The organism is uncultured Microbulbifer sp. (genome assembly GCF_947489355.1).
In the GTDB taxonomy this organism is placed as follows: Bacteria; Pseudomonadota; Gammaproteobacteria; order Pseudomonadales; family Cellvibrionaceae; genus Microbulbifer.
Window position 1 is genome coordinate 66,942 of the sequence record NZ_CANLDD010000014.1, and the last position, 25,848, is coordinate 92,789.

The window sequence follows — 25,848 nt, forward strand, 5'->3', positions numbered from 1 at the left end:
AATTTATTTGCGTCTGATTACTCATGATCTTATTAGTAAGTACCATATAGTTTTATTCCAAAGTGTCGTAGAAAGATACTTTTTGGGCAGGCACGCAGAGAGTTACCCGCGGTATTTCATCAGTTGGTCCGGCAAAGGAGGGCCTGATTGAGGGGGTACGTAGTGCTGCATAATGTCTATATGATGAAATCGATTCCGCCCAAATATACTGCCTCTTAGGTGGTGGGATATATCAAAGGGCAAAGTGTTATTTGCAGCGCAAGGATCTACTTTGGCCGACCTGGAAATTATGTAGGGCAACATTTCTGGGTGAGAGGTTACTTTACGCCCACCGTTGGTCAGGATGAGAAGGTGATCAGGGAGTATATTCGTCATCAGGAGAAGGAAAACCGACAAGTAGAGGAGCTGAGCTTAATATGAAGATATAGGCAGCCTCCTTTGGGAGCTCAAGGAGCGATAGTTCCGTACAGACCGCTATGAGCGGTTCACGATTAAAGACACCGGCCTTGTCGGTGGATATTTCCTTGATCTTTGAAGAGATGAGGTGTAACAATTCGTCGCGCGTGAGTAATATAGGCTATACATCAAGTCAACTTAGTCGCACGCAAATACTACGACAAATGCCAAAAGGACTGTTGCAAGAAATTTTCTAAAGATATGAAATTTCTGACCTCATGGCATTTTCTGAAGGAGAAAAATCAAGCCCTTGTATCTGAAGGCGTTGTCTGGGATTGCTATACAATCAATCCTGATGAGTGTTTATAAAAGAGGTCACCCTTGAAAATTGTTTTAATAGGGACAGCTGCTGGAAGTATGATCGGATTCCGTGCTCATTTGATCAAATCCCTTGTTGCGAAAGGGCATCATGTTTTTGCCTTCGCTTTAGACTATACAAAAGAAACTAAACTGATAATGAAAAAGTTTGGTGCTAAACCGGTTGATTATGTTTTTAATCGCACGGGCCTTAATCCTTTTGATGATTTAAGGAATATGTTTAAATTGGCAGTACAGCTTAAAGAGATTAAGCCTCACTTGGTGTTCAGCTATTTTTCTAAACCGGTTATTTTCGGCACTTTTGCAGCAGCACTGGCTGGGGTGGATCGACGAGTAGCAATGTTGGAGGGGTTGGGATTTGTTTTTACCGACCAACCGGAAGGAATACCAAAAAAGACTCAAATACTGCGTAAAATTCAAGTGTTTCTCTACAGATTAAGTTTCTTATTACTGGAAAATATTATTTTCCTAAATTTAGATGACCCAAAAGATTTAATTACAAAACACAGTATTAAAGTGAAAAATGTTGACGTGTTGGGTGGGATCGGGCTTGATCTTTCTCTATATCCTTACGTGAAGCCAGATCCAAAGAAAATTGCCTTCTTGTTCGTTGGTCGATTATTAAAAGAAAAAGGAATTAATGAGTTTATTGCTGCAGCAAGAATGGTCAAGCAGCAATATCCAGACGTTACCTTTACTGTGCTGGGGGGCTTGGATGAAGATAATCCGGGTGGGCTTAAATCCGCCGAGCTAAACCGGTTAACTGAATGTGGCGTGATCGATTATCTTGGATATGTCACCAATGTGGCTGAGCGTATGGCGGAGTGTAGCGTATTTGTACTTCCATCTTTCCGTGAAGGGGTGCCGCGGAGTACGCAAGAAGCCATGGCTATTGGCCGTCCGGTGATTACAACTGACGTGCCTGGCTGCAGGGAAACGGTAATAGATGGTGTTAATGGCTTCATGGTGCCTCCTTGGCAACCAAAATGTTTGGCGAATAAAATGACCTACTTTATAGAGCATCCCGAGCAAATAGCGATAATGGGACTGGAAAGCTATAAGTTTGCTCAGGAAAAATTTGATGCTGAGATTGTTAATCGAAAGTTAATTAACATGTTAGACTTGTGAATTTTACCTATTATTTATTTGATTTCACGAGATAGTAAACGGTTGATATTTTTAAGGGCGCGGGTATAAAAAGTGAGTTTTTCCGGTTGAGAATGAAGCACTCATATTACATCTGAGCTGGACTTACCCTTCGGTTTTAGTGTAAATAATCACTTTTTGGAAAAGAAGAATTTTGTAGATATAGTATAATGAGCATGGGTATTAAAAAATAATTAAATGAAAAGAATCGCTTATGAAACGCGAGAGCAGCCTGCTAGTATGATGTGTATAGAGGGAGATTTATTCCTGTGAACCAAAAGCTCCAAGGAGGCTACAATTAGGGATTCGATGAAGAAAATTCGCGTTAAGTTTTTTTAATGCCATATGATATTCAAACCAAAAATTTGCGAAAGGGCATTGTTATCTGGTTATATATAAAATTGTAAAAGAGCGAGGTCAAGAGTGGACGATGAGTAAGGTTTTAGTTAGTGGAGCTAATGGGTTCATCGGGAAAGCTTTAAGCCGATATTTAATTGATCAATCTTATGAAGTGCGTGGCTTAGTACGTACATTGGGCAAATGCAAATTAGGTATCGATTATGTATCGCTAGATCTTGAGCGGTCTGATGACTTAAGTGCTGCATGTTGCGGGGTTGACTGTATCGTACATTTGGCTGGAAGAGCTCACGTTCTTAATGAGTGCGATGCAAACCCACTACAATCCTTTCGAGAAGCAAACTGTGAAGCTAGTCTACGGCTAGCTCGGCAAGCCGTGGCGTCTGATACACGACGTTTTATTTATATCAGCTCTATCGGTGTGAACGGTGTGGAGACCTCCATAAAACCCTTTGATGAGCAATGTAAATCAAATCCCCACTCGGATTATGCAGTTTCGAAATCCGAGGCTGAGATCAAGCTTAATCGACTTTTAACAAACACAAAGACTGAGTTGGTTATCATTCGCCCGCCGCTAGTCTATGGAGTTAACGCCCCTGGCAATTTTGCCCGCCTGATTAAGCTTGTAGCTTCAGGTGTGCCATTGCCACTAGGCCGAATTAATAATCGCCGAAGTATCGTATCGCTTGATAATTTAGTCAGTTTTATTGCTCAATGTGTTGAGCATCCGGCAGCTGCTGGTCAACTTTTTCTTTTATCGGATGGTCAAGACGTCTCGACAACGGAAATAGTGCAAGCACTTGCGCGTGGCGTTAACAGTAAGGCGCTGATGCTGCCGGTGCCTGATGTTTTATTGAAGTTTAGTGCTAAATTGCTTAAAAAAGAAAATCTTTATATACAGCTGTATCGCTCTTTGCAGATAGACTCGTCGAAAGCACGTAAGCTTCTGGGCTGGCAACCAAATCAAAAAACGATTGAAGTGTTAGAGGAGGTTGGCCGGTTGTATGCAAGTCAGCGCTGAGAGTTTACCAGTTTTCTCTGAGCTTGCTACCGAACTTTAACAGGGGGCAGGGCTTAGATAATTTTAATATATTGGAGGCAAAGTTAAGGGCGAGCTTTTACAATATCATTATCTTTCTATCTATGGATAAATATTTAAGGTTGGATTTGTGGAGACACTACTTTACATATTGGCGAATCATTTCTGGGAACAACAGTACTCATGACTATCTACTGGTTGCTGGTGGCTGTAGCCTGCGTATCATTTTGTATGACTGGTGTCTTGCGTCGCTACGCTTTAGTTCGCAGCCTGATGGATATTCCGAATGCACGCAGCTCACACTTGATACCGACGCCGCGCGGTGGCGGGTTGGCCATCGCACTGGTCTTCCTGATGGCGTTGCCGGTTTTGGTCTTATCCAATATGTTGCCGTGGAACATGATGTGGGCACTGTTGGGGGCTGGTGCCGGTGTGGCTGCGATTGGCTTTCTGGATGACCACGGTCATATACCGGCGCGTTGGCGGTTGTTTGGGCACTTTGCCTCGGCCATTTGGGCACTGTTCTGGTTAGGCGGGCTGCCGCCGTTGCATTTGTTTGGTATGAGCCTAGATCTTGGTTGGCTTGGCTATGTGCTGGCTGCAGTCTATCTGGTGTGGTTGTTGAACCTCTATAACTTTATGGATGGCATTGATGGTATTGCTAGTGTAGAGGCCATTTGTGTGTGTTTAGGTGGGGCGCTATTGTACATGATGCTGGACCATAAAGGCTCGCCACAACCTAGTCTGTGGGTCGTGCCGATACTGTTGGTAGCTGCGGTGGGGGGATTTTTATTTTGGAACTTTCCTCCGGCGCGGATTTTTATGGGTGATGCTGGCAGTGGCTTTCTAGGAGTTACATTAGGTATTTTGTCCTTACAGGCGGCCTGGGTGGCACCACAATTGTTGTGGAGCTGGTTGATTCTGCTCGGGATTTTTATTTTGGATGCTTCATGGACGTTGATTCGTCGCTTTTTGCGTGGAGATAGGGTGTATGAGGCTCATCGAAGCCACGCTTACCAGTACGCCTCGCGTTGGTTTGGCAAGCACTTGCCAGTGACCTTGGCGGTCTTGGGAATCAATTTATTTTGGCTGTTTCCAATTGCGTTGTGGGTTGGTCTTGGAGAGCTCGAGGGTCTAGTGGGTTTGCTGGTTGCTTATCTTCCGTTGGTGGTACTGGCGGTGAAGCTCAAAGCCGGGGGGCTGGAGTAGGGGTTAATTTGGTAAGGGCTGTATTTTTGCATTCCCAGTTAACGACAATCATTTCCTGTAAAACGATTTCATCTTGCGTGACAAGTCATTAGGATATGAGTTTGAAAACACAATTGATTCTCAGTATGGATAGGCAGGATTAGACGCTGGTTTGATAATGAATGTGCTGAGTTGGAGCGGGAGAAAGAGTTATGGATAGGCTACGGAACTGGTTACTAGGATTATCGCGTCGCAATAAGCGCCTATTGCAAGTGATGACCGATATGCTGTTGGTGTGGTTGGCATTGTGGCTGGCGTTTGTGATTCGTTTGGGGGTGGACAAACCGGTTAATCCCTTCGCCGCACATGCCTGGTTGTTCATTATCGCGCCAATAGTCGCGATACCTATATTCTTCAAGTTTGGCATGTATCGGGCCGTGATGCGCTATTTTGGCAAGGATGCGTTTATCAGTATCTTTAAAGCGGTAACGCTTTCAGCCTTGGTGTTGGCCTTGGTTGTCTATTGGTACCGCGAACCCCCTGCCACGGTACCGCGCTCGCTAGTATTCATCTACTGCTGGTTGAGTTTGATAATGATCGGCGGCCTGCGCCTGGCCATGCGGCAGTACTTCATAGGCGATTGGTATGTGGCGAGCCAGCAAGTACCATTTATCAACCGAGTAAGCCATTTACCGAAGGTGGCTATTTACGGTGCCGGGGCGGCAGGCAGCCAACTGGTGGCAGCATTGCGTATAGATCGAGTGATGTTGCCGGTGGCTTTCATTGATGATGATGCCGGCATTGTTAATCGGGTGATCGCAGGTTTGCGGGTTTTCAAACCCAAACATATCCAAACCATGATCGATCAAACCGGCGCTCAGGAGATACTGTTGGCGATTCCATCTGCCTCCCGCGCGCGCCGACGTGAGATACTCGAGCTGCTTGAGTGTTTTCCCTTGCATGTGCGTAGCGTACCGGGGTTCATGGATCTAGCCAGTGGCCGAGTGAAGGTTGAGGATATTCAGGAAGTGGATGTCGCCGACCTGCTTGGGCGCGATGCTGTCCCACCGCAGAAGGCTCTTTTCGAACGCTGCATACTTGGCCAAGTGGTAATGGTGACTGGCGCCGGAGGTTCAATCGGATCGGAGTTGTGTCGGCAGATCATAGCATCTGGCCCAACCACACTGCTTTTGTTTGAGCACGGCGAATTTAATCTTTACTGCATCCATGCCGAGTTGGAGCAGCGGATTCGGAATGAGTCCTTGCCAGTGCGACTGATGCCAACCCTCGGTTCCATCCGCAATCCGGGACGTCTGCTGGATCTAATGCGCTCCTGGAAAGTGAACACAGTCTATCATGCAGCGGCGTATAAACATGTACCGTTGGTCGAGCACAATATCGCCGAGGGTGTGATGAACAATGTGTTTGGTTCTCTGCATACCGCACAGGCTGCGGTGAAGGCAGGGGTCGAGCATTTTGTATTGATTTCCACTGACAAGGCGGTACGCCCGACCAATGTGATGGGTAGTACCAAGCGTCTTGCAGAGATGGCGCTACAAGCTCTAAGTCAAGAGTCAGCTCCTGCGCTATTCAGGGGTGACGAGACTGTAAACCAAGTAAACAATACTCGTTTCACCATGGTTCGATTTGGCAATGTACTGGGTTCGTCGGGTTCGGTGATTCCATGCTTTCACGATCAAATCAAGCGCGGTGGTCCGGTAACTGTAACGCACCCAAATATCACCAGATACTTTATGACGATTCCTGAGGCTGCACAACTGGTTATTCAAGCTGGTGCGATGGGGCAAGGCGGCGATGTGTTTGTGCTTGATATGGGTAGACCAGTGAAAATTGCCGAGCTGGCGGAGAAGATGATTCACCTCAGCGGTTGCACTGTGCGTTCGGAGAAGGATCCCCATGGCGACATTGCTATTGAATTCACGGGCCTGCGTCCTGGTGAGAAGCTCTATGAGGAGTTACTGATTGGTAACAACGTCAGTCCGACCGGTCACCCAATGATTATGCGTGCCACTGAGGAGTACTTGCCTTGGGAAACATTTAAAGTCGTTATGGCCCAGCTATTTAATGCAGTAGAGAGTAATGATTACGAGCGTGTACGCCAGCTGCTGCGGGAAACGGTGAGTGGCTACACCCCGGAAGGTGAAGTGGTTGATTGGATACACCAGAGGCGACCTATAGAATCTGAATTGGCCTAGGGACTGTCCCTGACTGGATGTATCCTATTGATTTATAAGAAAAAACTCTCATTGTTGAGGTTCTAACACAACAACAAAACAAGCTTGCAATGCCTTGATTGATGCTCAGCGAGGAGCACTGGTCGAAGCTGTGGTGTAATGGTCAAGTGATTTAGGCCACCGTCTTTTGAGTTTTCCAGTAGGCCTGCTCTACCACATTGGGAGTTATAACCAATTCTTATGTTTGAAGGTTTGAAAAAAAGCAGCGTATCTGGTTGATTTGTTGTTGCCAAACTGTCAGCCAGCCAAGAGTGCGCCGCTATGGACAAGAATACCGTTGTTGAGTTTACAGATCGACAGGAGACAGCTGACCCACTGACAAAACTACTACGCCGGGGCGCACGAGAGCTGCTTCAGAAGGCAGTGGAGGCAGAGCTGTTGACCTTCATGGAAGAGTTTCAAGGCCGCCGCCTGGACGACGGTCGTGCGGCTGTAGTCCGCAATGGCTTCCTGCCGGAGCGCGAGGTTCAGACTGGGATCGATCCGGTGAAGGTTAGGGTACCGAAGGTTCGGAGTAAGGACGGCGAGCCGGTAACCTTCCGCTCAGCTTTGGTGCCGCCATACGTACGCAAGGCCCGCTCGCTGGAGGCGGCACTACCGTGGTTATACCTGAAGGGAGTTTCAACTGGTGAGATGGAGGAGGCCCTGCCGATACTGGTTGGCCCGGAAGCGAAGGGCCTATCACCCAGCACGGTGGTTCGCCTGAAGGGGCGGTGGAAGAATGAATACAATACCTGGCGAACCAAGCGACTTGATAAAGATCGCTGGGTGTACATCTGGGCAGACGGCATATACAGCGGCCTGCGCTCGGAAGTAAGCAAGCTCTGCGCGCTGGTTGTCATTGGCGTAAACGAGCGTGGAGAAAAGCATTTTCTGGCAATTGAAGACGGGGAGCGCGAATCGACGCTGAGCCGGAAAGGTGTGCAGGGAAGGGTGAAGGAGTACAGCATGAACGCCCCAGGGCTGGCGATTGGCGATTGGCGATTGGCGATGGTGCGATGGTGCGATGGTGCTATGGGGTTCTGGGAGGGGCTGGAAGAGACCTACCCGAAGACGCGCCAGCAGCTAATCCGTGATCGAGTGTTTCGCCGAGGCAAGGCATGTATTGTATTAGTTCAGACTTGATCTGACAGTTACCGGTTTTTCTGACGGTGGTTTGTCAGGTCAGGTTCAGTGCACGAACTTTTCCATCCAGATCTTTTTGCCATCTTCAAGCGTTTGTACAAGCGTACGGCCACAGCACTTCTTGCCTTGGTGGGTTCGTTCATTATTGTAATAATTGAGCCATTCGTCTAGATCCATCTGTAGCTCCTCCAACGAGCCATAAATCTTGCGTCGTAGTGACGGCTGATAAAATTCCTGCAGAATAGTCTTGTGAAATCACTCACAGATACCATTCGTTTGTGGGTGCCGGGCTTTTGCGTTATCATTTTTGCAGCGCTGCGAGCGCCAGCAGAGCCGTTACTGGCTTCATACGCTTCGATAATCTGATCCAGCAGCTTCTCCTCTGTCTCGCAGGGCCTTCTGTCCCGGCCACGCCAAGCCCGGTAGCTACTACGATGCACTCCAAATGCCTGGCACAAATGCTGCACCGTATAGCTCTCTTCCAGTCGCTCGATCATCGAAAATTGATCAGGGGGTCCGACATGAAGAGAGCGATAGCCTTTTTTAATATCTCTTTCTCTTCCTCCGCCCGCCGCAGCTTGCGCTTCAGTTCTTGAATCTCGCGCTGTTCCGGCGTTAGTGTCTCGCCTTTTTGTGGTGCCTTTCCTGATCGCTCGGCTCGAAGTCGACGCACCCAATGCTCCATGGTAGAATTACCAACTCCCATGGCCTCGCAGGCCGCTTTCACGGTGTAGCCCTGCTCAACCACAAGTTGTGCTGCCTCCAGACGGAACTCCGGGCTGAAATTTTTCTTCTTGGTCATCATATCCACCTGACTATCTCTGTGAGTGATCATACACTCAAAATCAAGTGGCCAAATTTGCTATGCCACTACAGAATTTCTTATTGGGCTGTTTTTAACACCGGTAATGATAAGACTCTCCGCCGATTTGTATCTGAAGTAGTGAAAAATTCAGGCTAAGGAGTTGCCGCAAATTTTTCTCTGCCACGATCCGGTGGACTTTCGCAAGCAAACTGTTGAGCTGGCCATGATTGTCGAGCGGGAGCACGATTCTTTCGGCGGCGGTCTCTCTGCTTTTACCAATCGCCAGCGCAACAAAGGAAGATGCAAAATCCGGGATAGGTTGATTTAAGGGTACTTACCTTGCCGTGACCAATTGCCCCCGGAATGGCCAAATGGTTTTTGCATCCGCTGTCTTACCCTCGTGAGTTAATCTGAGGAAATGGCAGAAGTTATCGTGATCTCAGAGTTGAAACTCCAACTCGTCATTCGAAAAATTGTATAGGCTTTGTAGCACCAAAGTCTTGAGCATCGTCAGGCTTTCTAACAGCATTGCTCTTACGCTTCTTTGTGCGAACTTTGTTCAAGGTGATACGAAAGTCTCCTCAATCAACCAGTCGGTTTAGCTTGATAAAAGATCGCGCTCATTCAGCTTGTGATAACAAACTTTGAGATAAAAAAACTTGTTTGCATTACGATATGACCTTGGTTTGTATTTGGATGTCGGTTTTCTAAAAAATGAGCAATTACTAAAGGTGTCATGAATGACTTTCTTGCAGTGTTGCGTTCTTTTGCGCAGGCTTTGTGCAAATTAGTACGAAAGTCTTCCCAATCAATCAGTTTATTTAATTTAGGGAAAAATATAATTGACTTTTTCTTTTGAAAACTTAACATTGGGGGTGCGTTACCTTCGGATAATTTGAATTGTTGGCGAAATAATATGAAATTGGAAAGTGGACGTACTTGATGAGCTAGAAGCTCCTCTTTCTTTAGCTGAGGGCAGAGGCATTGCATCGGTCAGTCTTTGGGGTAGGCATTGCCATTACCTGACGAAAGCAGCTCACAAAAGCATAAATAGGCATCTGAATAGTTTCTAGACTGTATGAGTAAAATTAACTGTCGATAGCAAGCTAATGTATGGTTTTTGGCTCAATCGGTCTTTTTTTTACGATTTGTCTTGGTCTGAGAAAAATACTCAGCTGATCAGATTCCCCATAGGGTTCACTATTTTAGGTATATTTATAAATATTGATTTAACAGTTTAGAGAATATTGAAGCACCTCTATCCAATGAATACCGGGTAGGCTTCTTAGGTGCTGCTGCAATTGGAATGCGGGTGATTGCAATTACATAATCCTAATGCTTCGGACTGTTTTGAAGGTTAGAGGCCTGAATTTACAAGGTTTGGGTCACGGGGGTCGAGCTAATCGTATGTCTAGGTGAATACGAAGTAGGAAAAGTATCTCTTTACTTGCCCACTTTCGTGGAAAGTCGAACGCTCGTACAGAAGAGCTGTCCGAGGTGTCGAGTTCCTATTGCTACGTAAATTATTAGCCCAATAATTTATGTAATAATAGGGATGGCTGAACTGCGTGTTATTCCTTAATCCTGAGAAATGCGCTAATTTTGACTTTCCAGAAAGTTAAAGTTGAAACAGTGTGGGCGGTTGATTTTTTGAGGATCTTTGCTGCAATTTAATATTTAGGGTGCTTGAATTTCTGATTTTTTTATTCTGTGGCAGAAGCTTTGGTGGCTTGAGTTGCTATTTCAACTGAGGAATTTAGGTTTAACTGTCATGTTTGTAGTGGATAGCTAAAAATGTTTAAGTCTGTTGGTCTTTTTCGATTGAGATTAGTTGGGCGACATGTAGAGGGGGCAAGTTACGACTTGGATGATGCCCGTTTGGCAAGCGCCCTAGAAGGAGTCGGCTTGGCCGCCAAGCTCTACAGGGGGCGCCCCGAGGGGCGGGTGCGAGACATTGCCAGACAACTTATACGTATGCGCACAGATATCTTGTTGATGTGGGTGGCTTTGGATTCTTTAATGCCGGCATTGCGTTTGTGTGAGGCACTCTTGGCATTCCGCCCGAATATCCGTATTTACTGGTGGGGAGAGGATACCGACAGCTCCGAGGTCAAAGAGCACGCTAGGAATATTGCGACCCTTATTCCGGCTCCAGTGCCAGAGCAGGTGCTGCCCATGTTACAGGAACTTGGCTTCCTTTCGACTGAGCGTAAGCTACCGGCAGTTTTACCCTCCCCATACATGTCGGGTGTTGTTCCCTCCGCCGAGGAGGCCATTCGGCTAGGCCTGACGGCTGATGTCCCGGCTGATGTCCTTAACAACGAAGTTACTTGGCTAAGAAACGCCAGGCTAGACAAGCAGTCCACAATCCCGGTCGATGCCAAAATCTGCTCCGCCGAATCATTGCATAACTTGATACAGGTACTTTCCGGGCTGCCTTGTAGCTATATCCTTCAGGTTGATATCCAGGCGTTGGTAGGTATCGGGGAAGACCAGCTGCCTGCCGAAGGCTTGAGCAAAATCCGGGTGTCTGGTGAAGAAGGGCAAGTGCCGGATCGGATACAAAAAAAAGCCAACAAACTCGGTATCACAATTGAATTTTTTGAGTCCAAGGAAGAGCTTAGCCAGAAAGCGATGCGCTATGCCAACAATGGCATTTTTGCCTTGCATACCGGGGTTTATACAGATTTGAATCAGATGCCTGGGATTTATCATATCGAAGTCCCGCTGCACATGGACATGCAGAAAAGGCAAGCCGCCTATCAGTGGGCGGGGGCTAACATGGCGCTACGCAGCGCGGCGGTTGTCTTTGGTGATACAGATCTGGCGCTTGAACACATAACAAATCTGCAGCCGCCAGTATGCCAAGAGACCAGCGGATGGCCAAAGCATACTTATGCGTTATCCCTAGGTGAAAATGGTGATGCCAATGCAATATTCGACGGTAACCCAGCAAATAGCAAACAGCTTCGCTACGTTCCCTACCGTGAATTTGACTTCGCTGATACCGTCGAGGGTTGCAGCACAGTTGTGACAATGAAGACTGCCGAGGATGTCGCTGCATTCGAGCGGAATCTAGCGCAATTCCATAGTAAGGGTGAAATCACTCTGGCCCATCCCAACAGGCCAGTGTCGATCGAGAACAGCTGCCGCTGGCTTCGCTATGGCAATTGCCGGGTGTCCTTGCTACGCCGCTTGTCAGTGGGCGAAGACATGAATATCAAGGCATGCAGGGACGCGGGTACGATAGGCACAACACAGGATACCTACGACCAGCTTATTACCAAGGTCAAGCAGCAACAGCAAATCGAGGAAGTTCAGCGTAACTGTACTTCTTGCCCGGTCAGGGACGACTGTAGCCACTGCATCCACCTTCCAAATGCATGGGCCGGTCGCTACTGCGAGATACGCAAAACCTATGGAAAAACTGCCCAGTTTTTTGAAATGGCGGCCTTCCCTTACTTGATAGCTCACTTGCTACACAACAATAGTGACCCGATTGTGGCAAAGGTGTCCGATGAGGGGTTGCCCTCACGGCATTACAAAGGTGAAGTCGGTGAGACTCGGCAAGGAGCTAGACCTACGCTGGTGACAGTGCTCGACCAACATTTTTCCTGGTGGCGTGGTAGCCGCAAGATAATTAGGCTGAGCGAGCCGCTGATGACGATGACCGAAGCGTGGTGGAACGGTGCCTCAGAACAACAAATAGCGCAGGAGTTGAGCGCCAAGTTCGGAGTGGACTCGAAGATAGCGCAGGAAAGCCTATCCAAGGGGCTGGAAAAACTGCGCAGTGAAGGGGTGACACATGGATAACCGCTGTCTCCCTCCTGCCGATCCTTATCAACCACATTTTCACGGTTTTTTCCGCAAGCTTCGGGAGCTGGATATCTTTGATGATACTCCGGGCTGCGAAGACATGTATGGCGCCGAACATGCGGCATTTTATGACCTGTTTGCGGCTGACTATGTCGGTGACATACCGTTGTTCGAGCGCTACTTACCTTCTGCCGGAGGGGCACGGGTTTTAGACCTGGGATGTGGCTCGGGACGGATAGGTTTTCCGTTGGCCAACAAGGGGCACTTTGTTGACGGTCTTGAGCTTTCTCAAGGCATGCTGCAGTTGGCCGAGAGGCGCCTGCACAAGGAACCTGCCGATGTGCAATCAAGGCTGCGCTTCATCCAGAAAGACATGAGCGATTTCGACTTAGGGAGCCAGTACGACCTAATCGTCATTGGGGCAACAAGTATTAGCCTGTTGTTGCTGCCGGAGCAACGTCAAAATTTACTGGAATGTGCGTATTACCACCTCAAGCCCGGCAGTCATCTTATTTTTGACATTCTTAACCATAGCAAGAATACCTGGCATAGCGATGTCTGGTCGAAGGAGACTGATGATGGCATGGAAGTCGCGATAGTTTCCCAGGAATTCTATCCTGAGCGGGGTGTTTTTACCTTCAACATGCTGCGGGAGTCCATAGATTGGGATGGGAATACCAGGCGAACTCTGGGAACCAGCACTAAGGCTATGCTGATGCAGGATGAGATTCTGACCGCTTTGCATACCGCCAATCTGAAAGTGGTCGAGCAATTCGAGCACCTAGAAAGTCAGTTTTTTGTTGCTACAAAGAAGTGAGGAAAATAACCATTTCATCAAGTAAACCAAAAGTTAAACAGGGCGTTATTATCGAGCCCGCTGCGGGTGAGCACCGTATTGTCCACGATCCAGAAAACCGAGGCTATTTTAGGTTGGGGATACGCGAGGCTGATTTCTTGGGGACCCTCGACGGCAACGCCTCCAGGGAGGCACTTGCCAAGCGGACGGCATTCTCCACGCAGCAGGTGGAATTCATGCTGAGCTGGCTTGCAGACCGGGGACTACTGGAAGGAAGTCAACCTAAGGCAGCCACAACGCAAAGCAAGTCCGGCTTGCCAAAGTTGCTGTCATTCCTGTTCAGCTCGGAGAGCTGGCGGTGGCATTTGGTAAATCCGGACAAGTTTTTGGATCGCAACATAGGTGCTGTCCATGCTGTGTTTTCCAAGGCAGCATTGCTAAGCCACTTGCTCATATTCCTCGCCCCTGCCATCTACTTCCTTTGGTCGCCCAAAGACGTGCTGGATACTTTCAGCCATATCGACATTGAGCTGTCATGGAAGCAAGGGCTAATCGTCTACCTTGCCATACTATTGACGATAGCCCTACACGAATTTGCCCATGCTATTACCTGCAAGCACTTTGGTGGCAAGGTGGAAAAAATAGCGGTCAAGCTTCTGTACTTACAGCCTGTAGTCTACTGCGATGTCAGTGACAGCTGGCGGTTCAGAGAAACCAGGGAGAAAATCGCCGTCGCTGCAGCCGGTATTTTCCTGCAGCTCGAGATATCCGCTATTGCCTTTGTGCTTTTTGTTGCAACTGGTTGGGTGGCACTTTATTTCTATATGGTCTTCAACCTGATAATTGCCCTGCTCAACTTATTCCCGCTCATTAAATTGGATGGCTACTGGATAATGGTTCACGCAATGGATGAGCCAAACCTGATGCAAAAAGGGTTGCAGGCCGTCGATCGGCAGGTGCGAAAGCTATTGCGTGTGCCTGTACCCGATAATACGCTTATCGCCTCGGATAGTAACAACTACTGGAAAATTTTGATCTTCGGCCTTGGGCATTGCCTGGCTGTCCCCTGCTTCTGGATACTGGGCTTGTCGGCAATCTACCGTTATGTGTCGAAGATCAACGAGCAAGTCGCCTTGGTATTGCTCTCTGCTTTTGCATTGCTGCTTCTCTATAAGGCGTTCAGGTCGCTTTTGGATTACATCATTTCTTTGGATATTATAAACAAAATAAAAGGAACGTTATGAGTGCGCTCTGGTACCCATATGCCTGCCCCAATACCGAGCCTTCATTGAAGCTGGTACGTGGTGACGGTGTCTACGTAGTCGACAGTCAAGGTCGCGAGTATATTAATGGGGCGGGAGGTCTGTGGAACATCACTCTCGGGCTCAACAATCGTGAGCTTGCTTCACGCATGACCGCGCAACTGGAACTAATGGCCTACGGTACCCTGTTTAACTCTAGCCACCCCCCTGCGCAGCAACTCGCAGAAAGGCTGGTGGAGCTAAGCAACGGTTTGATGGAGAAAGTTTACCTTTCTACGACGGGCTCTTCTGCAGTCGAAGTGGCGATACGGGCGGCCAAGCTGTCACAGCGAGCAAGGGGTAACGACGAAAAAAAAGAGGTGATCAGTTTCGATAAATCTTACCATGGCTGCTCTCTGATGAATCTTTCAGCCAGTGGCCTGAAACATGCCGACCTGATGCGCTGGGAAGATATCCTGCCCGGTTTCCACCTGATACCATCCCCTGACGAAGAGGGGCGTTCCCTAGATGCATTGTCCACCCTGCTCGAAGCCAGGAGGGAGCACATCGCCTGTTTGGTTATGGAGCCTATATTGGGCTCGGCCGGTCTTCTGGTGCCCTCAAAGCAATATTGCGAGCAACTTGGCAATCTGTGTAAAGAGCATGAGGTGCTCTTGATTGCTGATGAGGTGGCTACCGGAGGCGGCCGCTGCGGCGCTATGTTCGCTTCTGGTCTCCTGGGCTTGGAGCCAGATATCATCACACTATCCAAAGCACTGAACTCCGGCTATTACCCACTCGGAGCCACCTTGTTCAAGCGCCATGTCGTGGAGCCTATCGAGAAGGCAGGAGCACCGCTTCTTTATGGTTCCACCCAAGATGGCAACCCTGTAGCCTGTGCAGCCGCCCTAGCTACCCTCGACTACCTCGAAAGCCACGATTTGTACAACCGGGCAGTCAGCCTTGGTGGGATGATCCGACGCGAGCTTGAGGGCTTACTGGGAAGCTCGGCCGTCAAGGAGATACGGGGTTTGGGAATTATGCTCGGTATCGAACTGGCACACCAGAACGGCACCCCTTTTACCCTTAAGGAAGTTATAGCCGTCCGAGCGCAATGCCAAGAAGAGGGCCTGCTGGTATATCACTATGATTCTGGCCTGAGCTTGTTTCCCCCGATGACCCTTTCCGACGAGGAAGCAGAAAACCTGCTGGATATCCTCAAGTCGGTCCTATGCAGGGTTTTGTGATGAGGCCCCATGGTTTTTGCGTTGAAGCTGCCGAGAGGATGGGTTGAAATGAGCAATATTATCCGCGTTTTATGGCAACCCAACAGAACGCTGTCCCGCTTCGCGTGCGGTGAGATTTCGGTTATCCCCTTATTTGTTCTGGTGCTGCTGGTCGACCTTATGGTAGCTATCTCACTCATGCCATACATGAAGGAATCCATCTCCCGGGCGGTCACAGATAGCGGCCAGGGGGCAATGGGTTACGAGTCAATCGTCCTCAGTATTTCAGTCATTACCGCGACTGTAACGCCAATCCTGATCTTAGCGTTTGTTGCAATTTTAATGCTGTTGCTGGTGATGATTTTCGATGGCAAGACTTCTTACAGCTCGATATTCGGCATGTTGTTGGCGGCCTCCATTCCAGCGCTCATCGCCAGGGCTGGCAGGGGGGGGGCTTATGTTGCTAGGCTGACCGATAACCCCAGTCAAGGGGTGACTAGCCTCGGGTACTATGTACCGGAATTTGGTGATGGGCACTGGAATCAGTTGTTAAACGGTGTCGATATCCTTGACCTGTGGACATTTGTCCTTGTTGTGTTTGGGTTGCATGTCGTCACTGACCTGAAACGGGCGCCCTCTTACGGTATTGCCCTTTTTATTTGGGGAGGGCTGCAACTAGTTTACTTCCGCGCCCTTATGTTGACGGAGGCTCCCCTATGAGCCAGCCGATTTTTTCACTTCAAGGCATGGTGCTACTGATCACCGGCGGCGGTTCGGGAATTGGCCGTGCCACGGCCAAAGCGATGGCTGCAAGCGGGGCAAAGGTTGCCTTGACTGAGTTGCCGGGGAGGGGGCGTTTGGCCGAGGAAGTCGTGGCTGAGATAGCTCAAGGAGGTGGTGAGGCGCTGGCTTTGTCGATGGACGTAAGAGATACCTTGACCATAGACAACGTCGTCGACCAGGTTATCGAACACTTTGGCCGCCTGGATGTATTGGTTAACAATGCCGGCACTCAGATCTTGAAGCCCGCCCTTGAGCTGGAAGAACATGAGTTTGACGAGGTGATGGCCGTAAACCTGAAAGGTGCCTTTATGTGTGCCCAGGCCGCTGGTCGTTTCATGGTAGAAGAAGGTCGGGGATGCATCATCAATGTCGCCTCCCAGCATGGCGTCGTGGGCAACAAATTGCGGGCAGCGTATTGTGCTAGCAAAGGCGGGCTGGTCAACTTGACGCGTGCCCTAGCAGTGGAGTGGGCCAAGTACGGCATACGGGTCAATGCCGTTAGTCCTACCTTTGTCAGCAATGAGAGTAATCAACAGATTTTCGACTCCCTTGAGTTTCAGGAGGATTTACAGCGCAATCTGCCGCTTGGCCGTGGGGCCCACCCCGAGGAAATCGCCGTTGGCATTGTCTATCTGGCGTCCGCCAGTGCCAACATGGTAACCGGGCACAATCTAATAATTGACGGAGGATGGACAGCCCGGTAAAGAAATTTTTTATCGGTTAGGAGGGTACATATGAAGCTAGAGCTAACAAGCATCACCAAGCGATTCGGGCGGGTAACTGCTGTCGACGATATTAGCCTGCAGGTGCACGCCGGGGATGTCTTTGGGTTTATGGGATCCAACGGCGCGGGTAAAACCACTATGATCCGAATGATCTTGAACATCCTACAGCCTGACAGTGGCGTGATTTGCTGGAAAGGTCAGAATGTGCACCTAGTGGATAGGAGTTGCTTCGGCTACCTTCCTGAAGAGCGGGGCTTGTACCCCAAAATGCCAGTGATGGATCAGCTCCTTTATTTGACCCAGTTGCATGGCAATCATCGCCCGAAAGATGCCAAGAAACACATCGAGCAATGGTTGCAGCGCCTGGATCTGGTAGCACACAAGAGAACTCCAGTAGAGAAACTATCCAAGGGCAACCAGCAAAAAGTCCAGTTTATCGCGGCGGTGGCCCACCGCCCTGAACTGGTGATACTTGACGAGCCCTTTTCCGGTCTCGACCCCGTCAATGTACAAGTCCTGCAGCAGAGCCTTTCGTATTTGTCCGAACAGGGAACGACACTGATATTTTCTTCCCACCGCCTTGAGCAGGTGGAGCACCTTTGCAACAGGGTGGCACTTATCCACCGCGCCCGTATCGCCCTGCAGGGGAGCATTCAGGAAGCCAAGCAATGGGCTGGGGTGAAAACTGTCAGGTTAGCAACTCCGAATCCACTGGATTTTGTCGAGTCGTTGCCCGGAGCCAGTATTCAAGATCGTGTCGGGGAAATGACCGAATTGCAGATACAGAAGGGGCTCAATCCTCAGGACATCCTGCGAATGGCATTACAGCAAGGGCAGGTTATGCACTTCGAAGTTTGCGAACTGAGCTTGGAAGACGTTTATTTGAAAGTGGTTGGGGAGTAAAGCTATGAATAAAGTGTTTACCATCGCGTGGAGGGAATACCGTGTCAGGGTGACCTCGCCTCTCTATGTCGCCCTGACCTTGGTCATGGTCGCCCTGTTGGTCGGCGTCCCGATACTCGTCTCTATGGTGGTGGCCTCAGATGCCCTGGAGCCTGTAGATCTTTATGTTGTTGACAAGGGGGGCTGGGTGTCCTCCCAGTTGCAGGAGCAAAGAAACTCTGCTAAGGCAGACCAGGTGCCGCTATTAAACTTACGCCTTCGAGAAGCTAGCCCAGTGCGTTTTGAGACCTTGTTAAAGCAAGCCGAAGTTGGCGAGATAGCAGGGATATTGTTGCTGGAAGGTCAAGGGGCTGAAGATTTCAGTGCGACGTTTTTCAGCAGTAGTGCCGTCAGCTTGGCACAGTTGAAGGCCGAGCTACAGCAACCTCTGAACCAGGTTGTGCGCAGAGCGGCATTGGCCGAACACAATTTAGAACCTGCAGCATTACAGCAGTTTCTGTCTCCCCTACAAGTACATTATACCCACCTTGGGAGAAGTGATGGGGCTGAGAAAAGCAACGGACTTGTATTTATCGCCGGTGTTTTTAATCTGTTAATGTATTCAGCCATCTTACTTTATGCCAGTATGACGTTCCAGGGGGTGTTGGAAGAAAAGAGTTCTAGGGTCATGGAAGTTATGGTCGCTGCGGTGAAGCCCGTCTATCTCATCACTGGCAAGATCATCGGGATTGGTTGTGTCGGCCTAACTCAAATGGCCATCTGGGTGCTGCCCTATGCGGTGCTAATCAGCCTGCCGTTGGGGCAGGTGACCGATGCCCTCAACAGCCTAGAGTGGTATGTTTTTGCCTTAATGTTCACCTATTTTTTGCTGGGTTATTTCCTTTATAGCTCTATTTATGCCGCAGTAGCCTCGACTATCAGCCGAATCGAGGACAGCCAGGCTGTCATGGCTCCGCTTACTATTACCGTGCTGTTAGGCTATATGGTCGCGCTGTTTGCTTTCTTTAACCCTGAAGGAGATATGGCCACAGCGGCTTCAATTTTCCCGTTGTTTTCACCAACAGTTATGTTGATGCGTTTGATCTTGGGTGATCCGCCGACTTGGCAGATTGCACTTTCTTTGCTGTTCTTGTTGATAGCAACCTTGTTGGTGGTATGGGCCTCCGGGTGGATCTATGGTAAGGGAGTGCTGCGCTACGGCGCTCGTCTGAGGTTGCGGAGTCTGCTCGCGAGTAGCGAGGGAAACGCCGCTGACGGTAAGCAAGTCAGGATTGAAAGCTAGTTTGCGACATAAGGGCATGGAGCTGATTGTACGCAGGGTGGCGCCGGTCAAAAAAATAAGTAGTGGAAAATAAAATGGAACAGACACTTGCCGCACAAAAAGACTTGGCCAAATCACCGACCAAGTTCCAGGCAATTTCAGACATATTCCTAGAACCTAGAAAAGCCCTGGTAGCCGTAAGAGAGAACCCTTCCTGGTTCGCCCTGCCATTGGCACTGAATCTGGCAGCGTTCATTGGGTTCACTTTCTGGTATTACACAACTGTCAATGTAGAATGGCTCATCGACCACATGCTTGCTCAGCAAGGTGAAATGAGTTCTGAGCAGGCAGAGGCAACACGTCGTTACCTGCAGCCTTCGTTTTTAATGAATAGCGGTATCGTATTTGGTGGCCTGACAATCCTTTTCTTCAATGCTCTGTTTGCCTTGTACTATCATTTGCTGGCCAAGCTCGGGGGAGAGAACACGCTAGGTATCGGCAACTGGTTCGCGTTTTCTGTCTGGACGAGTTTCCCGGCAATTATTAACACACTGGGAATGTTCTTTGTCTATTGGCTAGACGGCACTCACCAAATCGACATCAATGACTTATTGTTTACCTCTTTTAATAATCTTTTATTCCATTTCCCGTTCGATCATGCGTGGTATTCGTTCATGAATAGCATCCAGTTGACGACGTTTTGGTCGATAGGTATGGCGGCATACGGGTATACGCTGTGGACAGGCAGTAAGCTAGGCTGGGGGTGTATCGTTGCTTGCTTCCCCTATACTTTGATCTTCGGGATATGGGCACTGATCCTGGCGACTTAGATAATATGGCTGGGGCAATAATATGAACCGAAAACTCACTCTTGGTATCGCATTGGTTACTTTATTCGTCCTGCTCGGCACCCAGGCAGGGCTAACCAGGCGACAGGCCGGCATGGAAATGGATATAAAGAGATCAGTACTGACTAGCATTCGGAGCACGATCCTCGCGTCCGGCAAGCTGGCGTACAAGGAGCAAGTAGAACTTCGCTCGGAGGTTCTGGGTAGGGTTGTCGAAGTGTCCGTCGAGGAGTCTCAGCACGTATCGAAGGGGGATATCGTACTGCGTATCAACCCGACTCGATACATGAAGGAGGTTGAGCAATATCAAGCGGCGGTGACCCAGAGGAAAATAGCAGTACAGCGGCAGAAGCTGGTTGTCGAGCAGTTACAGCGGAAGTTGGAGAGGCGGCAGGACCTTTTCAAGCGCAATTTGGTAGGCGAAGAGGCTTACGATGGCATCTTGATGGATCTTAAGTTCTCGCAGCTTGACTTGCTGGATAAGAAAGCGGCTCTAGTGCAAATGCAAGCGCAGTTAGAGCAGGCAAAGGAAAACCTCGAAAAGACAGTCATACGTGCACCTATAAAGGGTATCGTTATCCAAGTCGACGTGAAGGTAGGCGAGTCAGTTATTTCCAGTGCAGCCAATATTCCGGGTTCTGTGCTGATGAGTATCGCCGACCCTTCGGAGGTGCTAACCGAGGTTCATGTCGACGAGGCGGATATCGGCAAGATCGCGCTCGGCCAGGAAGCCGATATTTATGTCGTGGCTTTCCCAAACAAGCCGTTCCGGGGCAAGGTTAAGTCTATCGCCACAACGGCGACTTCTTGGGAGCGGAAGCAAGGCCTCGGTTTCACTGTCAAGATCCTGCTGGACGACCTTGAAAGGCGGCTGCTGCGCCCGGGAATTGGTTGCCGGGCTGAAATTTACTATACGTCGAGCGAGGAAACCTTGACTGTACCGATTGGCGCGGTAATGTTCGACGACGAGAAGCCGGATGGGCAAGCCAGAGGGGAGTCCTCGGAGCTGCTTGGATATATCTTTGTCGACCGTAATGGTATTGCGGAAAAACGGGTAGTGGTATTAGGCATCTCCAATGATACAGAACAGGAAATCATCGACGGGCTGGAACCTAGGGAGCGTGTTATCGTTGGTCCCTACCGCCACCTCAGACACCTAAAAGATGGCGAATCTATCCTTCAGCGCGAAGTTAAAACATTGGCCAAGTCATGAGCAATACGCTGATCCAGTTCCGTGCTATCACCAAGCAATACCATATGGGCGACACCCTTGTGCACGCCCTTGCCGGGGTTGATCTGGATATCCTGCGGAACGACTATGTAGCGGTCACCGGCCCTTCTGGGTCGGGTAAGTCGACCTTGATGAACCTCCTGGGGTGCCTGGATCAACCGACATCGGGGGAGTATTTCCTGTCGGGAAAATTGGTATCGGCTCGCTCCGGCCATGAATTGGCGGTAATCAGGAATCGTAAAATTGGCTTTGTGTTTCAGACCTTCAACCTGCTGTCCCGGCATACGGCCCTACAAAATGTTATGCAGCCTTTGGTATATAGGCAGGTCAAGCTACCCCAGCGACGAGCCATGGCCGAAAAGGCGTTAGAGCGGGTTGGGCTTGGCGGTCGCATGGAGCATTTACCGAACCAAATGTCTGGCGGTCAGCGACAACGGGTAGCAATTGCACGTGCCCTTGTGGGTAGCCCTTCCCTATTAATTGCTGACGAACCGACAGGCAATCTGGATTCTATTACAACCCAGGAAATCATGGGCTTGTTTGCACAGTTGCACAGTGAGGGGAATACCATAGTTATGGTAACCCACGAACTTGAGATAGCGGCGTGCTGTCAACGTACTATACGTCTGGAGGACGGCAAGGTCATAGCCGACGACCGCCAAGCGCAAGCCGGCTGGGAAATGGGGTTATGTTGTTTAGGCTGAGGGAGAGCCTGAGGGCGGCGCTACATGCAATACTGAACCAAGGCTTCCGTAGTTTCTTGACGGTGCTGAGTATCGTTATCAGTGTGGCATCCGTCATTACTATTATTGCCTTGATGCAGGGTTTCGGCGTCCAGCTGTCTGAGCAGTTCAAGGGGTTGGGTACCAATACCCTGACGATCACTCCCTATACGCCGTTCAAAGAGGCGTTGCAAGGGAAAAAGTCGCGGCTTACCCATGACGACATGATCCAAATCCAACACCGTGTCGACGGTATCAGCCACGCCACCCCGTTGCTCAACATCTCTGCGTTTTTTCAGGGCAAGGTGCGTTATAAGGCGAGCAACACGCTAACCCAGATTTATGGAACCACCCGCAACTATGAGTCGCTCTATGAGAGCTACCCTCAATATGGGCGTTTCTTTACGCCGACTGACGATAGGAGCCGGCGGCAAATTTGTGTGATTGGGGCAAAGGTCAGGGACGACCTGGAGCTTCCGGAGAACCCTGTCGGCGAATTTCTGCAAATTGGTAGCCAATGGTTCAAGATTGTCGGCGTCATGGAGGAGCGTGGCGAGCTGTTGGGGTTCAATCAGGATGACTATGTTCTGCTGCCATACCGCACGGCGAGGAGTGCAACAGGTGGGGCTCTTGAAGCCAGCATTGACAGTATCGTGCTAAAAGTAGATGACCTCAACCAATTGCCCTTGGTCAAAGAGCGAGTGCGCAGAGTACTGCGGATACATCATGGCCTACGAGCCGAGGTCGATGATGACTTTAAGGTTAGCACAGCGGAACAGCTTATGGATTCGGTGTCCTCTATTACCGACATGCTAACTATGGTGCTAGGGGGGATTGTTTCTATCTCGCTGTTGGTGGGAGGAATAGGTATTATGAATATCATGCTAGTCTCGGTCGTCGAGCGCACTAAGGAAATAGGGATCTGTAAATCTCTTGGGGCGAAGCGCAGCGATATCCTGTTGCAATTCTTGTTGGAGGGGTTCCTGCTGAGCTTCCTGGGGGGGGTATTGGGGGTCGCTTTGGGCTTTGGTCTGGCCGAGCTGGTTATTCTGATTGTGCCGGTACTTTCTTCGGTGTCGATCCCATTGTGGGCGGTTTTGCTCTCTGTCTGGTTTTCAGGTGTGATTGGCATTGTATTTGGCATTATCCCTGCGTCAAAAGCGGCGAATCTAGACCCGATAGAGGCCTTACGCTATGAATAACACTACTGAATTTCTTCTGGGCAGAATATTCTCTGCCCTTACCTTTTTACCCCGGCAAAAGGTGTCCCAAGGGGCCATTCACATGTTTGATATAGATACATTCCAAGCAGCAAGTTTGAATCTTGTAGATCAACTCCCTATTTAACAAAGCTTTGCGGTTAGTTTATGAATTCGACATTAGAAATAGACCGACATGCAGAACGGCATGAGCTGCCCGAGTTGCAAGTGGCAAACGGACACCGTGTCTGCAGCCTGAATACCTCTGTGCGAGAGGTTTCCGCTGAACAGACACTGGCCAAAATTGAGCCAATATTGGCAGATTTCGGAGTGAGTTCTGTAATCAACATCAGTCTACCTGATGTGGATGCCTGTCCGGTCTACCAGGTCACCCGGGCCGACATGCGCTCTGACTACTTCAATGCTGGGAAAGGGTTTACCCCTGTAGAGTCCAAAGTCTCCGGCCTGATGGAAGCTATTGAGGTGCAGTGTTTCGAGCGTGCCGATCCCATGCTGCTGGTGCCCAGATATCCGTTACCCGAGCACTTAAGTCAGTGGTCTCTCGTGTCTGCCGAGCAATTGGTAAACCCTAGGGGACAGTTCCATTGTGCTGCGCGGGAAAGGCAGGGCGGCCCCTTGGTCAAGGGACACAACTTGAACAAGCAGGAGAGTATTCTGCTCCCGGCCGAGGCGCTATTCCTGGAAGCCGACGGGATAGTCTACAAGAGTGCATCCCCCAATGGTATCGCCAGCGGTAACTCGGTGGACGAGGCCTCCTGCCATGCCCTATGTGAAATGCTGGAACGCCATGCTCTGAACAAGTTTTTCCTCTCCGGTGGGCGCCAAGCAATAGAGCGGGTCCGGCCTCCGGGGGATGCATCGCGGCTCCATCTTTGTCTAGACCAGCTAGCGGATAAGAATATAAATGCCGAGTTCATACTGATCTCCACTGAGGCAGATGTGGCTGTTTTTATTTGTTTCCTAGATGTGCCGATGGCTGGCGGTAGGCGCGGAGCCGTGCAAGGTTACGGTGCCCACCATGCCCCCCTGATTGCTATGCACCGTGCCCTGGCGGAGGCGATACAAATCCTGGCACTTTGTCCTGTATCTGGTAACCACGACGGCGGCCATGACGGCGAGCATGTGGTGATAACCAGCAAACAGGCCGCCATGTTGGAACCCCATATGATTGCCAAGCAGCGCCATCATGATCACCTGATGCTGCAAAATTTGAGGAGCCAGCTACCCTTGGTGGAATTCGAGTACATGGCCCTGTTCGACTTAGCCGACGAGCAAGGGGAAGAACAACTGGGTAATGAGTCGTTCCACACTAATCTGGACAAGCTGCTGGTCGGCCTCAGGGTGATGGGTATAGAAAATGTTTACTCGGCGGTCATCAGTCCGGAGTCGCTGCCTGTCGTGGTGGTCAAGTGTTTTTGCCCTGGGCTAACATGTATCGATGGTTTGTAATAGGAAATATGCAAGCCGTACGACGAGCAGGACAAACGGGTCTATATTGATCAATTTCCCAGCTGATACTTAACGATTTCTTTCCATTGCAGGATATTAGGCGCTTGACTGTACTTCTTGTGAAAGAAACTATCACCTACAAGGGCACCTCTATAAATCCACATAAAACTGCAAAATTCAGTGCCCTCGTTGTTTCCTTTTTTATCGACCATAATTTTATTGAAGGTCGTAAAAAACCGATATTTGATGGAATTAGAGCTATTTCGATCTATTATGAGGAAGCTCCCTCCTGATTCTTCATACAGCGGGCGCACGTCGGCTCTGCAAGCTTAGAAATCGATGCATGTTGTATACCAAATTCATCATGCCAACCTTAACCGCAGCGCGCAAAATCTCAATAGTCCGCACGAGCATATCGCTCTGCTCATTTTCTATTGACCCAAATACGTGCCTGACTCTAACTCGCGAATTTCGACGGTTCTCTACCGTGTCTCACTTGCTGAGAGACTTACCCCGGCTCCCTTTCTTATGCACATGGCTGCGGTATCCCATCGTATCAGTGTGAGCTCGCTTTCTTCGCTGTAGTAAGCGCTGTCTGCCTAAACATCCTTGGAAGTGTTGTCACTCAGTAGTTCATGGAACACTTGGGAATCATGTACTTCGGCAGTCAGTTTAAAAGCTATCAAACAGTTAACGTATGTTTGATAGCTATCACCTTTTAGGTTTAAGTAATCGCAACGCCGATAGCCAGACCTACAGCAAAACCAGTTGCAGCGGCAATTACTTTATCAGCATCTACCGGTGCCTCTTGGCATTCAAGCATTTCTAAACTTAAATCTAAATTTGTGTTCATTTTCATATCCTAGATTCAACTTGTAAGTGCATATCTCAATGGAGCTAGAAAAAGCGGCCAGTTGCCCGTAGACTTCTCGCTTTTT

The 25,848-nt window shown here is 49.4% G+C and carries 21 protein-coding genes and 4 pseudogenes; 20 read left to right on the forward strand and 5 right to left on the reverse strand.

Annotated elements, in window-relative coordinates; translation table 11 throughout:
• Positions 1 to 54: 54 nt before the first annotated feature.
• The 6 genes and pseudogenes from tnpA to Q1A48_RS08440 all read left to right on the forward strand — a co-directional run.
• Positions 55 to 420: pseudogene (gene tnpA / locus Q1A48_RS08415) on the forward strand (IS200/IS605 family transposase).
• 357 nt (positions 421 to 777) lie between these two features.
• Positions 778 to 1,902, forward strand: coding sequence for a glycosyltransferase family 4 protein (locus Q1A48_RS08420; protein WP_299943405.1), 1,125 nt, complete (start codon positions 778 to 780; stop codon positions 1,900 to 1,902).
• 448 nt (positions 1,903 to 2,350) lie between these two features.
• Positions 2,351 to 3,298: an NAD-dependent epimerase/dehydratase family protein gene (locus Q1A48_RS08425; RefSeq protein WP_299943408.1), complete on the forward strand. Its 948-nt coding sequence runs from the start codon at positions 2,351 to 2,353 to the stop codon at positions 3,296 to 3,298.
• 201 nt (positions 3,299 to 3,499) lie between these two features.
• Positions 3,500 to 4,525 (forward strand): glycosyltransferase family 4 protein, encoded by a 1,026-nt coding sequence (locus Q1A48_RS08430; protein ID WP_299943411.1) that lies wholly within the window; start codon positions 3,500 to 3,502, stop codon positions 4,523 to 4,525.
• Positions 4,526 to 4,716: 191 nt separating this feature from the next.
• The gene (locus tag Q1A48_RS08435) at positions 4,717 to 6,720 is read left to right on the forward strand and encodes a nucleoside-diphosphate sugar epimerase/dehydratase (protein ID WP_299943414.1); all 2,004 of its coding nucleotides are present in this window, start codon (positions 4,717 to 4,719) and stop codon (positions 6,718 to 6,720) included.
• A 300-nt stretch (positions 6,721 to 7,020) separates the two neighbouring features.
• A pseudogene (locus tag Q1A48_RS08440) lies at positions 7,021 to 7,824 on the forward strand (transposase); the annotation flags it as partial.
• 105 nt (positions 7,825 to 7,929) lie between these two features.
• On the opposite strand, the pseudogene Q1A48_RS08445 reads toward Q1A48_RS08440, so the two are convergent.
• Positions 7,930 to 8,178: pseudogene (locus tag Q1A48_RS08445) on the reverse strand (integrase core domain-containing protein); the annotation flags it as partial.
• Between the two features lie 199 nt (positions 8,179 to 8,377).
• Positions 8,378 to 8,719, reverse strand: coding sequence for a transposase (locus tag Q1A48_RS08450; RefSeq protein WP_299943417.1), 342 nt, complete (start codon positions 8,717 to 8,719; stop codon positions 8,378 to 8,380).
• Positions 8,720 to 8,849: 130 nt separating this feature from the next.
• Here Q1A48_RS08450 and tnpB point away from each other — a divergent pair, with 130 nt between their 5' ends.
• On the forward strand, positions 8,850 to 9,017 hold the full coding sequence (gene tnpB / locus Q1A48_RS08455) for an IS66 family insertion sequence element accessory protein TnpB (protein WP_299943420.1): 168 nt from the start codon (positions 8,850 to 8,852) through the stop codon (positions 9,015 to 9,017).
• A gap of 296 nt (positions 9,018 to 9,313) precedes the next feature.
• Here tnpB and Q1A48_RS08460 read toward each other — a convergent pair whose 3' ends face one another.
• Complete coding sequence (locus Q1A48_RS08460; protein ID WP_299943423.1) at positions 9,314 to 9,559, reverse strand: hypothetical protein; 246 nt, start codon at positions 9,557 to 9,559, stop codon at positions 9,314 to 9,316.
• Positions 9,560 to 10,100: 541 nt separating this feature from the next.
• Positions 10,101 to 10,268, reverse strand: a pseudogene (locus tag Q1A48_RS21795) (hypothetical protein); the annotation flags it as partial.
• Positions 10,269 to 10,483: 215 nt separating this feature from the next.
• Between Q1A48_RS21795 and Q1A48_RS08465 the strand changes: the two are divergent.
• From Q1A48_RS08465 to Q1A48_RS08525, 13 genes are all read left to right on the forward strand, one after another.
• Positions 10,484 to 12,502 (forward strand): hypothetical protein, encoded by a 2,019-nt coding sequence (locus Q1A48_RS08465; protein WP_299943426.1) that lies wholly within the window; start codon positions 10,484 to 10,486, stop codon positions 12,500 to 12,502.
• Positions 12,495 to 13,322 carry a class I SAM-dependent methyltransferase gene (locus Q1A48_RS08470; protein ID WP_299943429.1) on the forward strand — a complete coding sequence of 276 codons (828 nt, stop codon included), beginning with the start codon at positions 12,495 to 12,497 and terminating at the stop codon, positions 13,320 to 13,322. The genes Q1A48_RS08465 and Q1A48_RS08470 overlap by 8 nt, the downstream gene beginning before the upstream one ends.
• Positions 13,319 to 14,545: a site-2 protease family protein gene (locus tag Q1A48_RS08475; protein ID WP_299943431.1), complete on the forward strand. Its 1,227-nt coding sequence runs from the start codon at positions 13,319 to 13,321 to the stop codon at positions 14,543 to 14,545. The genes Q1A48_RS08470 and Q1A48_RS08475 overlap by 4 nt, the downstream gene beginning before the upstream one ends.
• Positions 14,542 to 15,789 (forward strand): aminotransferase class III-fold pyridoxal phosphate-dependent enzyme, encoded by a 1,248-nt coding sequence (locus tag Q1A48_RS08480; protein WP_299943434.1) that lies wholly within the window; start codon positions 14,542 to 14,544, stop codon positions 15,787 to 15,789. Before Q1A48_RS08475 ends, Q1A48_RS08480 begins: the two co-directional genes overlap by 4 nt.
• A 48-nt stretch (positions 15,790 to 15,837) precedes the next feature.
• Positions 15,838 to 16,488, forward strand: a complete 651-nt coding sequence (locus Q1A48_RS08485; protein WP_299943437.1) for a hypothetical protein — start codon at positions 15,838 to 15,840, stop codon at positions 16,486 to 16,488.
• Complete coding sequence (locus tag Q1A48_RS08490) at positions 16,485 to 17,255, forward strand: glucose 1-dehydrogenase (protein ID WP_299943440.1); 771 nt, start codon at positions 16,485 to 16,487, stop codon at positions 17,253 to 17,255. Before Q1A48_RS08485 ends, Q1A48_RS08490 begins: the two co-directional genes overlap by 4 nt.
• A gap of 30 nt (positions 17,256 to 17,285) precedes the next feature.
• A complete protein-coding gene (locus Q1A48_RS08495; RefSeq protein WP_299943443.1) occupies positions 17,286 to 18,179 on the forward strand; it encodes an ATP-binding cassette domain-containing protein in 894 nt (297 codons plus the stop codon).
• A gap of 4 nt (positions 18,180 to 18,183) precedes the next feature.
• A complete protein-coding gene (locus Q1A48_RS08500) occupies positions 18,184 to 19,461 on the forward strand; it encodes an ABC transporter permease (protein WP_299943446.1) in 1,278 nt (425 codons plus the stop codon).
• 74 nt (positions 19,462 to 19,535) lie between these two features.
• Positions 19,536 to 20,270: a hypothetical protein gene (locus tag Q1A48_RS08505; protein ID WP_299943449.1), complete on the forward strand. Its 735-nt coding sequence runs from the start codon at positions 19,536 to 19,538 to the stop codon at positions 20,268 to 20,270.
• Positions 20,271 to 20,292: 22 nt separating this feature from the next.
• Entirely contained in the window at positions 20,293 to 21,501 is a 1,209-nt protein-coding gene (locus tag Q1A48_RS08510; protein WP_299943452.1) for an efflux RND transporter periplasmic adaptor subunit, read from the forward strand.
• Positions 21,498 to 22,223: an ABC transporter ATP-binding protein gene (locus Q1A48_RS08515; RefSeq protein WP_299943455.1), complete on the forward strand. Its 726-nt coding sequence runs from the start codon at positions 21,498 to 21,500 to the stop codon at positions 22,221 to 22,223. The genes Q1A48_RS08510 and Q1A48_RS08515 overlap by 4 nt, the downstream gene beginning before the upstream one ends.
• Complete coding sequence (locus Q1A48_RS08520) at positions 22,208 to 23,443, forward strand: ABC transporter permease (protein ID WP_299943458.1); 1,236 nt, start codon at positions 22,208 to 22,210, stop codon at positions 23,441 to 23,443. Before Q1A48_RS08515 ends, Q1A48_RS08520 begins: the two co-directional genes overlap by 16 nt.
• Positions 23,444 to 23,608: 165 nt before the next feature.
• Entirely contained in the window at positions 23,609 to 24,910 is a 1,302-nt protein-coding gene (locus Q1A48_RS08525; protein ID WP_299943461.1) for a YcaO-like family protein, read from the forward strand.
• A gap of 724 nt (positions 24,911 to 25,634) precedes the next feature.
• Here Q1A48_RS08525 and Q1A48_RS08530 read toward each other — a convergent pair.
• Entirely contained in the window at positions 25,635 to 25,763 is a 129-nt protein-coding gene (locus Q1A48_RS08530; protein ID WP_299943464.1) for a hypothetical protein, read from the reverse strand.
• Between the last annotated feature and the right edge of the window lie 85 nt (positions 25,764 to 25,848).

What these genes read in the sequence shown, in the direction of transcription:
- Q1A48_RS08425 (WP_299943408.1), top strand. Translation starts at nt 2,351, where the DNA reads ATGAGTAAGGTTTTAGTTAGTGGAGCTAATGGGTTCATCGGGAAAGCT.
- Q1A48_RS08430 (WP_299943411.1), top strand. Translation starts at nt 3,500, where the DNA reads ATGACTATCTACTGGTTGCTGGTGGCTGTAGCCTGCGTATCATTTTGT.
- Q1A48_RS08435 (WP_299943414.1), top strand. Translation starts at nt 4,717, where the DNA reads ATGGATAGGCTACGGAACTGGTTACTAGGATTATCGCGTCGCAATAAG.
- Q1A48_RS08450 (WP_299943417.1), bottom strand. Translation starts at nt 8,719, where the DNA reads ATGATCACTCACAGAGATAGTCAGGTGGATATGATGACCAAGAAGAAA.
- Q1A48_RS08460 (WP_299943423.1), bottom strand. Translation starts at nt 9,559, where the DNA reads ATGTTAAGTTTTCAAAAGAAAAAGTCAATTATATTTTTCCCTAAATTA.
- Q1A48_RS08465 (WP_299943426.1), top strand. Translation starts at nt 10,484, where the DNA reads ATGTTTAAGTCTGTTGGTCTTTTTCGATTGAGATTAGTTGGGCGACAT.
- Q1A48_RS08470 (WP_299943429.1), top strand. Translation starts at nt 12,495, where the DNA reads ATGGATAACCGCTGTCTCCCTCCTGCCGATCCTTATCAACCACATTTT.
- Q1A48_RS08480 (WP_299943434.1), top strand. Translation starts at nt 14,542, where the DNA reads ATGAGTGCGCTCTGGTACCCATATGCCTGCCCCAATACCGAGCCTTCA.
- Q1A48_RS08485 (WP_299943437.1), top strand. Translation starts at nt 15,838, where the DNA reads ATGAGCAATATTATCCGCGTTTTATGGCAACCCAACAGAACGCTGTCC.
- Q1A48_RS08490 (WP_299943440.1), top strand. Translation starts at nt 16,485, where the DNA reads ATGAGCCAGCCGATTTTTTCACTTCAAGGCATGGTGCTACTGATCACC.
- Q1A48_RS08495 (WP_299943443.1), top strand. Translation starts at nt 17,286, where the DNA reads ATGAAGCTAGAGCTAACAAGCATCACCAAGCGATTCGGGCGGGTAACT.
- Q1A48_RS08500 (WP_299943446.1), top strand. Translation starts at nt 18,184, where the DNA reads ATGAATAAAGTGTTTACCATCGCGTGGAGGGAATACCGTGTCAGGGTG.
- Q1A48_RS08505 (WP_299943449.1), top strand. Translation starts at nt 19,536, where the DNA reads ATGGAACAGACACTTGCCGCACAAAAAGACTTGGCCAAATCACCGACC.
- Q1A48_RS08510 (WP_299943452.1), top strand. Translation starts at nt 20,293, where the DNA reads ATGAACCGAAAACTCACTCTTGGTATCGCATTGGTTACTTTATTCGTC.
- Q1A48_RS08515 (WP_299943455.1), top strand. Translation starts at nt 21,498, where the DNA reads ATGAGCAATACGCTGATCCAGTTCCGTGCTATCACCAAGCAATACCAT.
- Q1A48_RS08520 (WP_299943458.1), top strand. Translation starts at nt 22,208, where the DNA reads ATGTTGTTTAGGCTGAGGGAGAGCCTGAGGGCGGCGCTACATGCAATA.
- Q1A48_RS08525 (WP_299943461.1), top strand. Translation starts at nt 23,609, where the DNA reads ATGAATTCGACATTAGAAATAGACCGACATGCAGAACGGCATGAGCTG.
- Q1A48_RS08530 (WP_299943464.1), bottom strand. Translation starts at nt 25,763, where the DNA reads ATGAACACAAATTTAGATTTAAGTTTAGAAATGCTTGAATGCCAAGAG.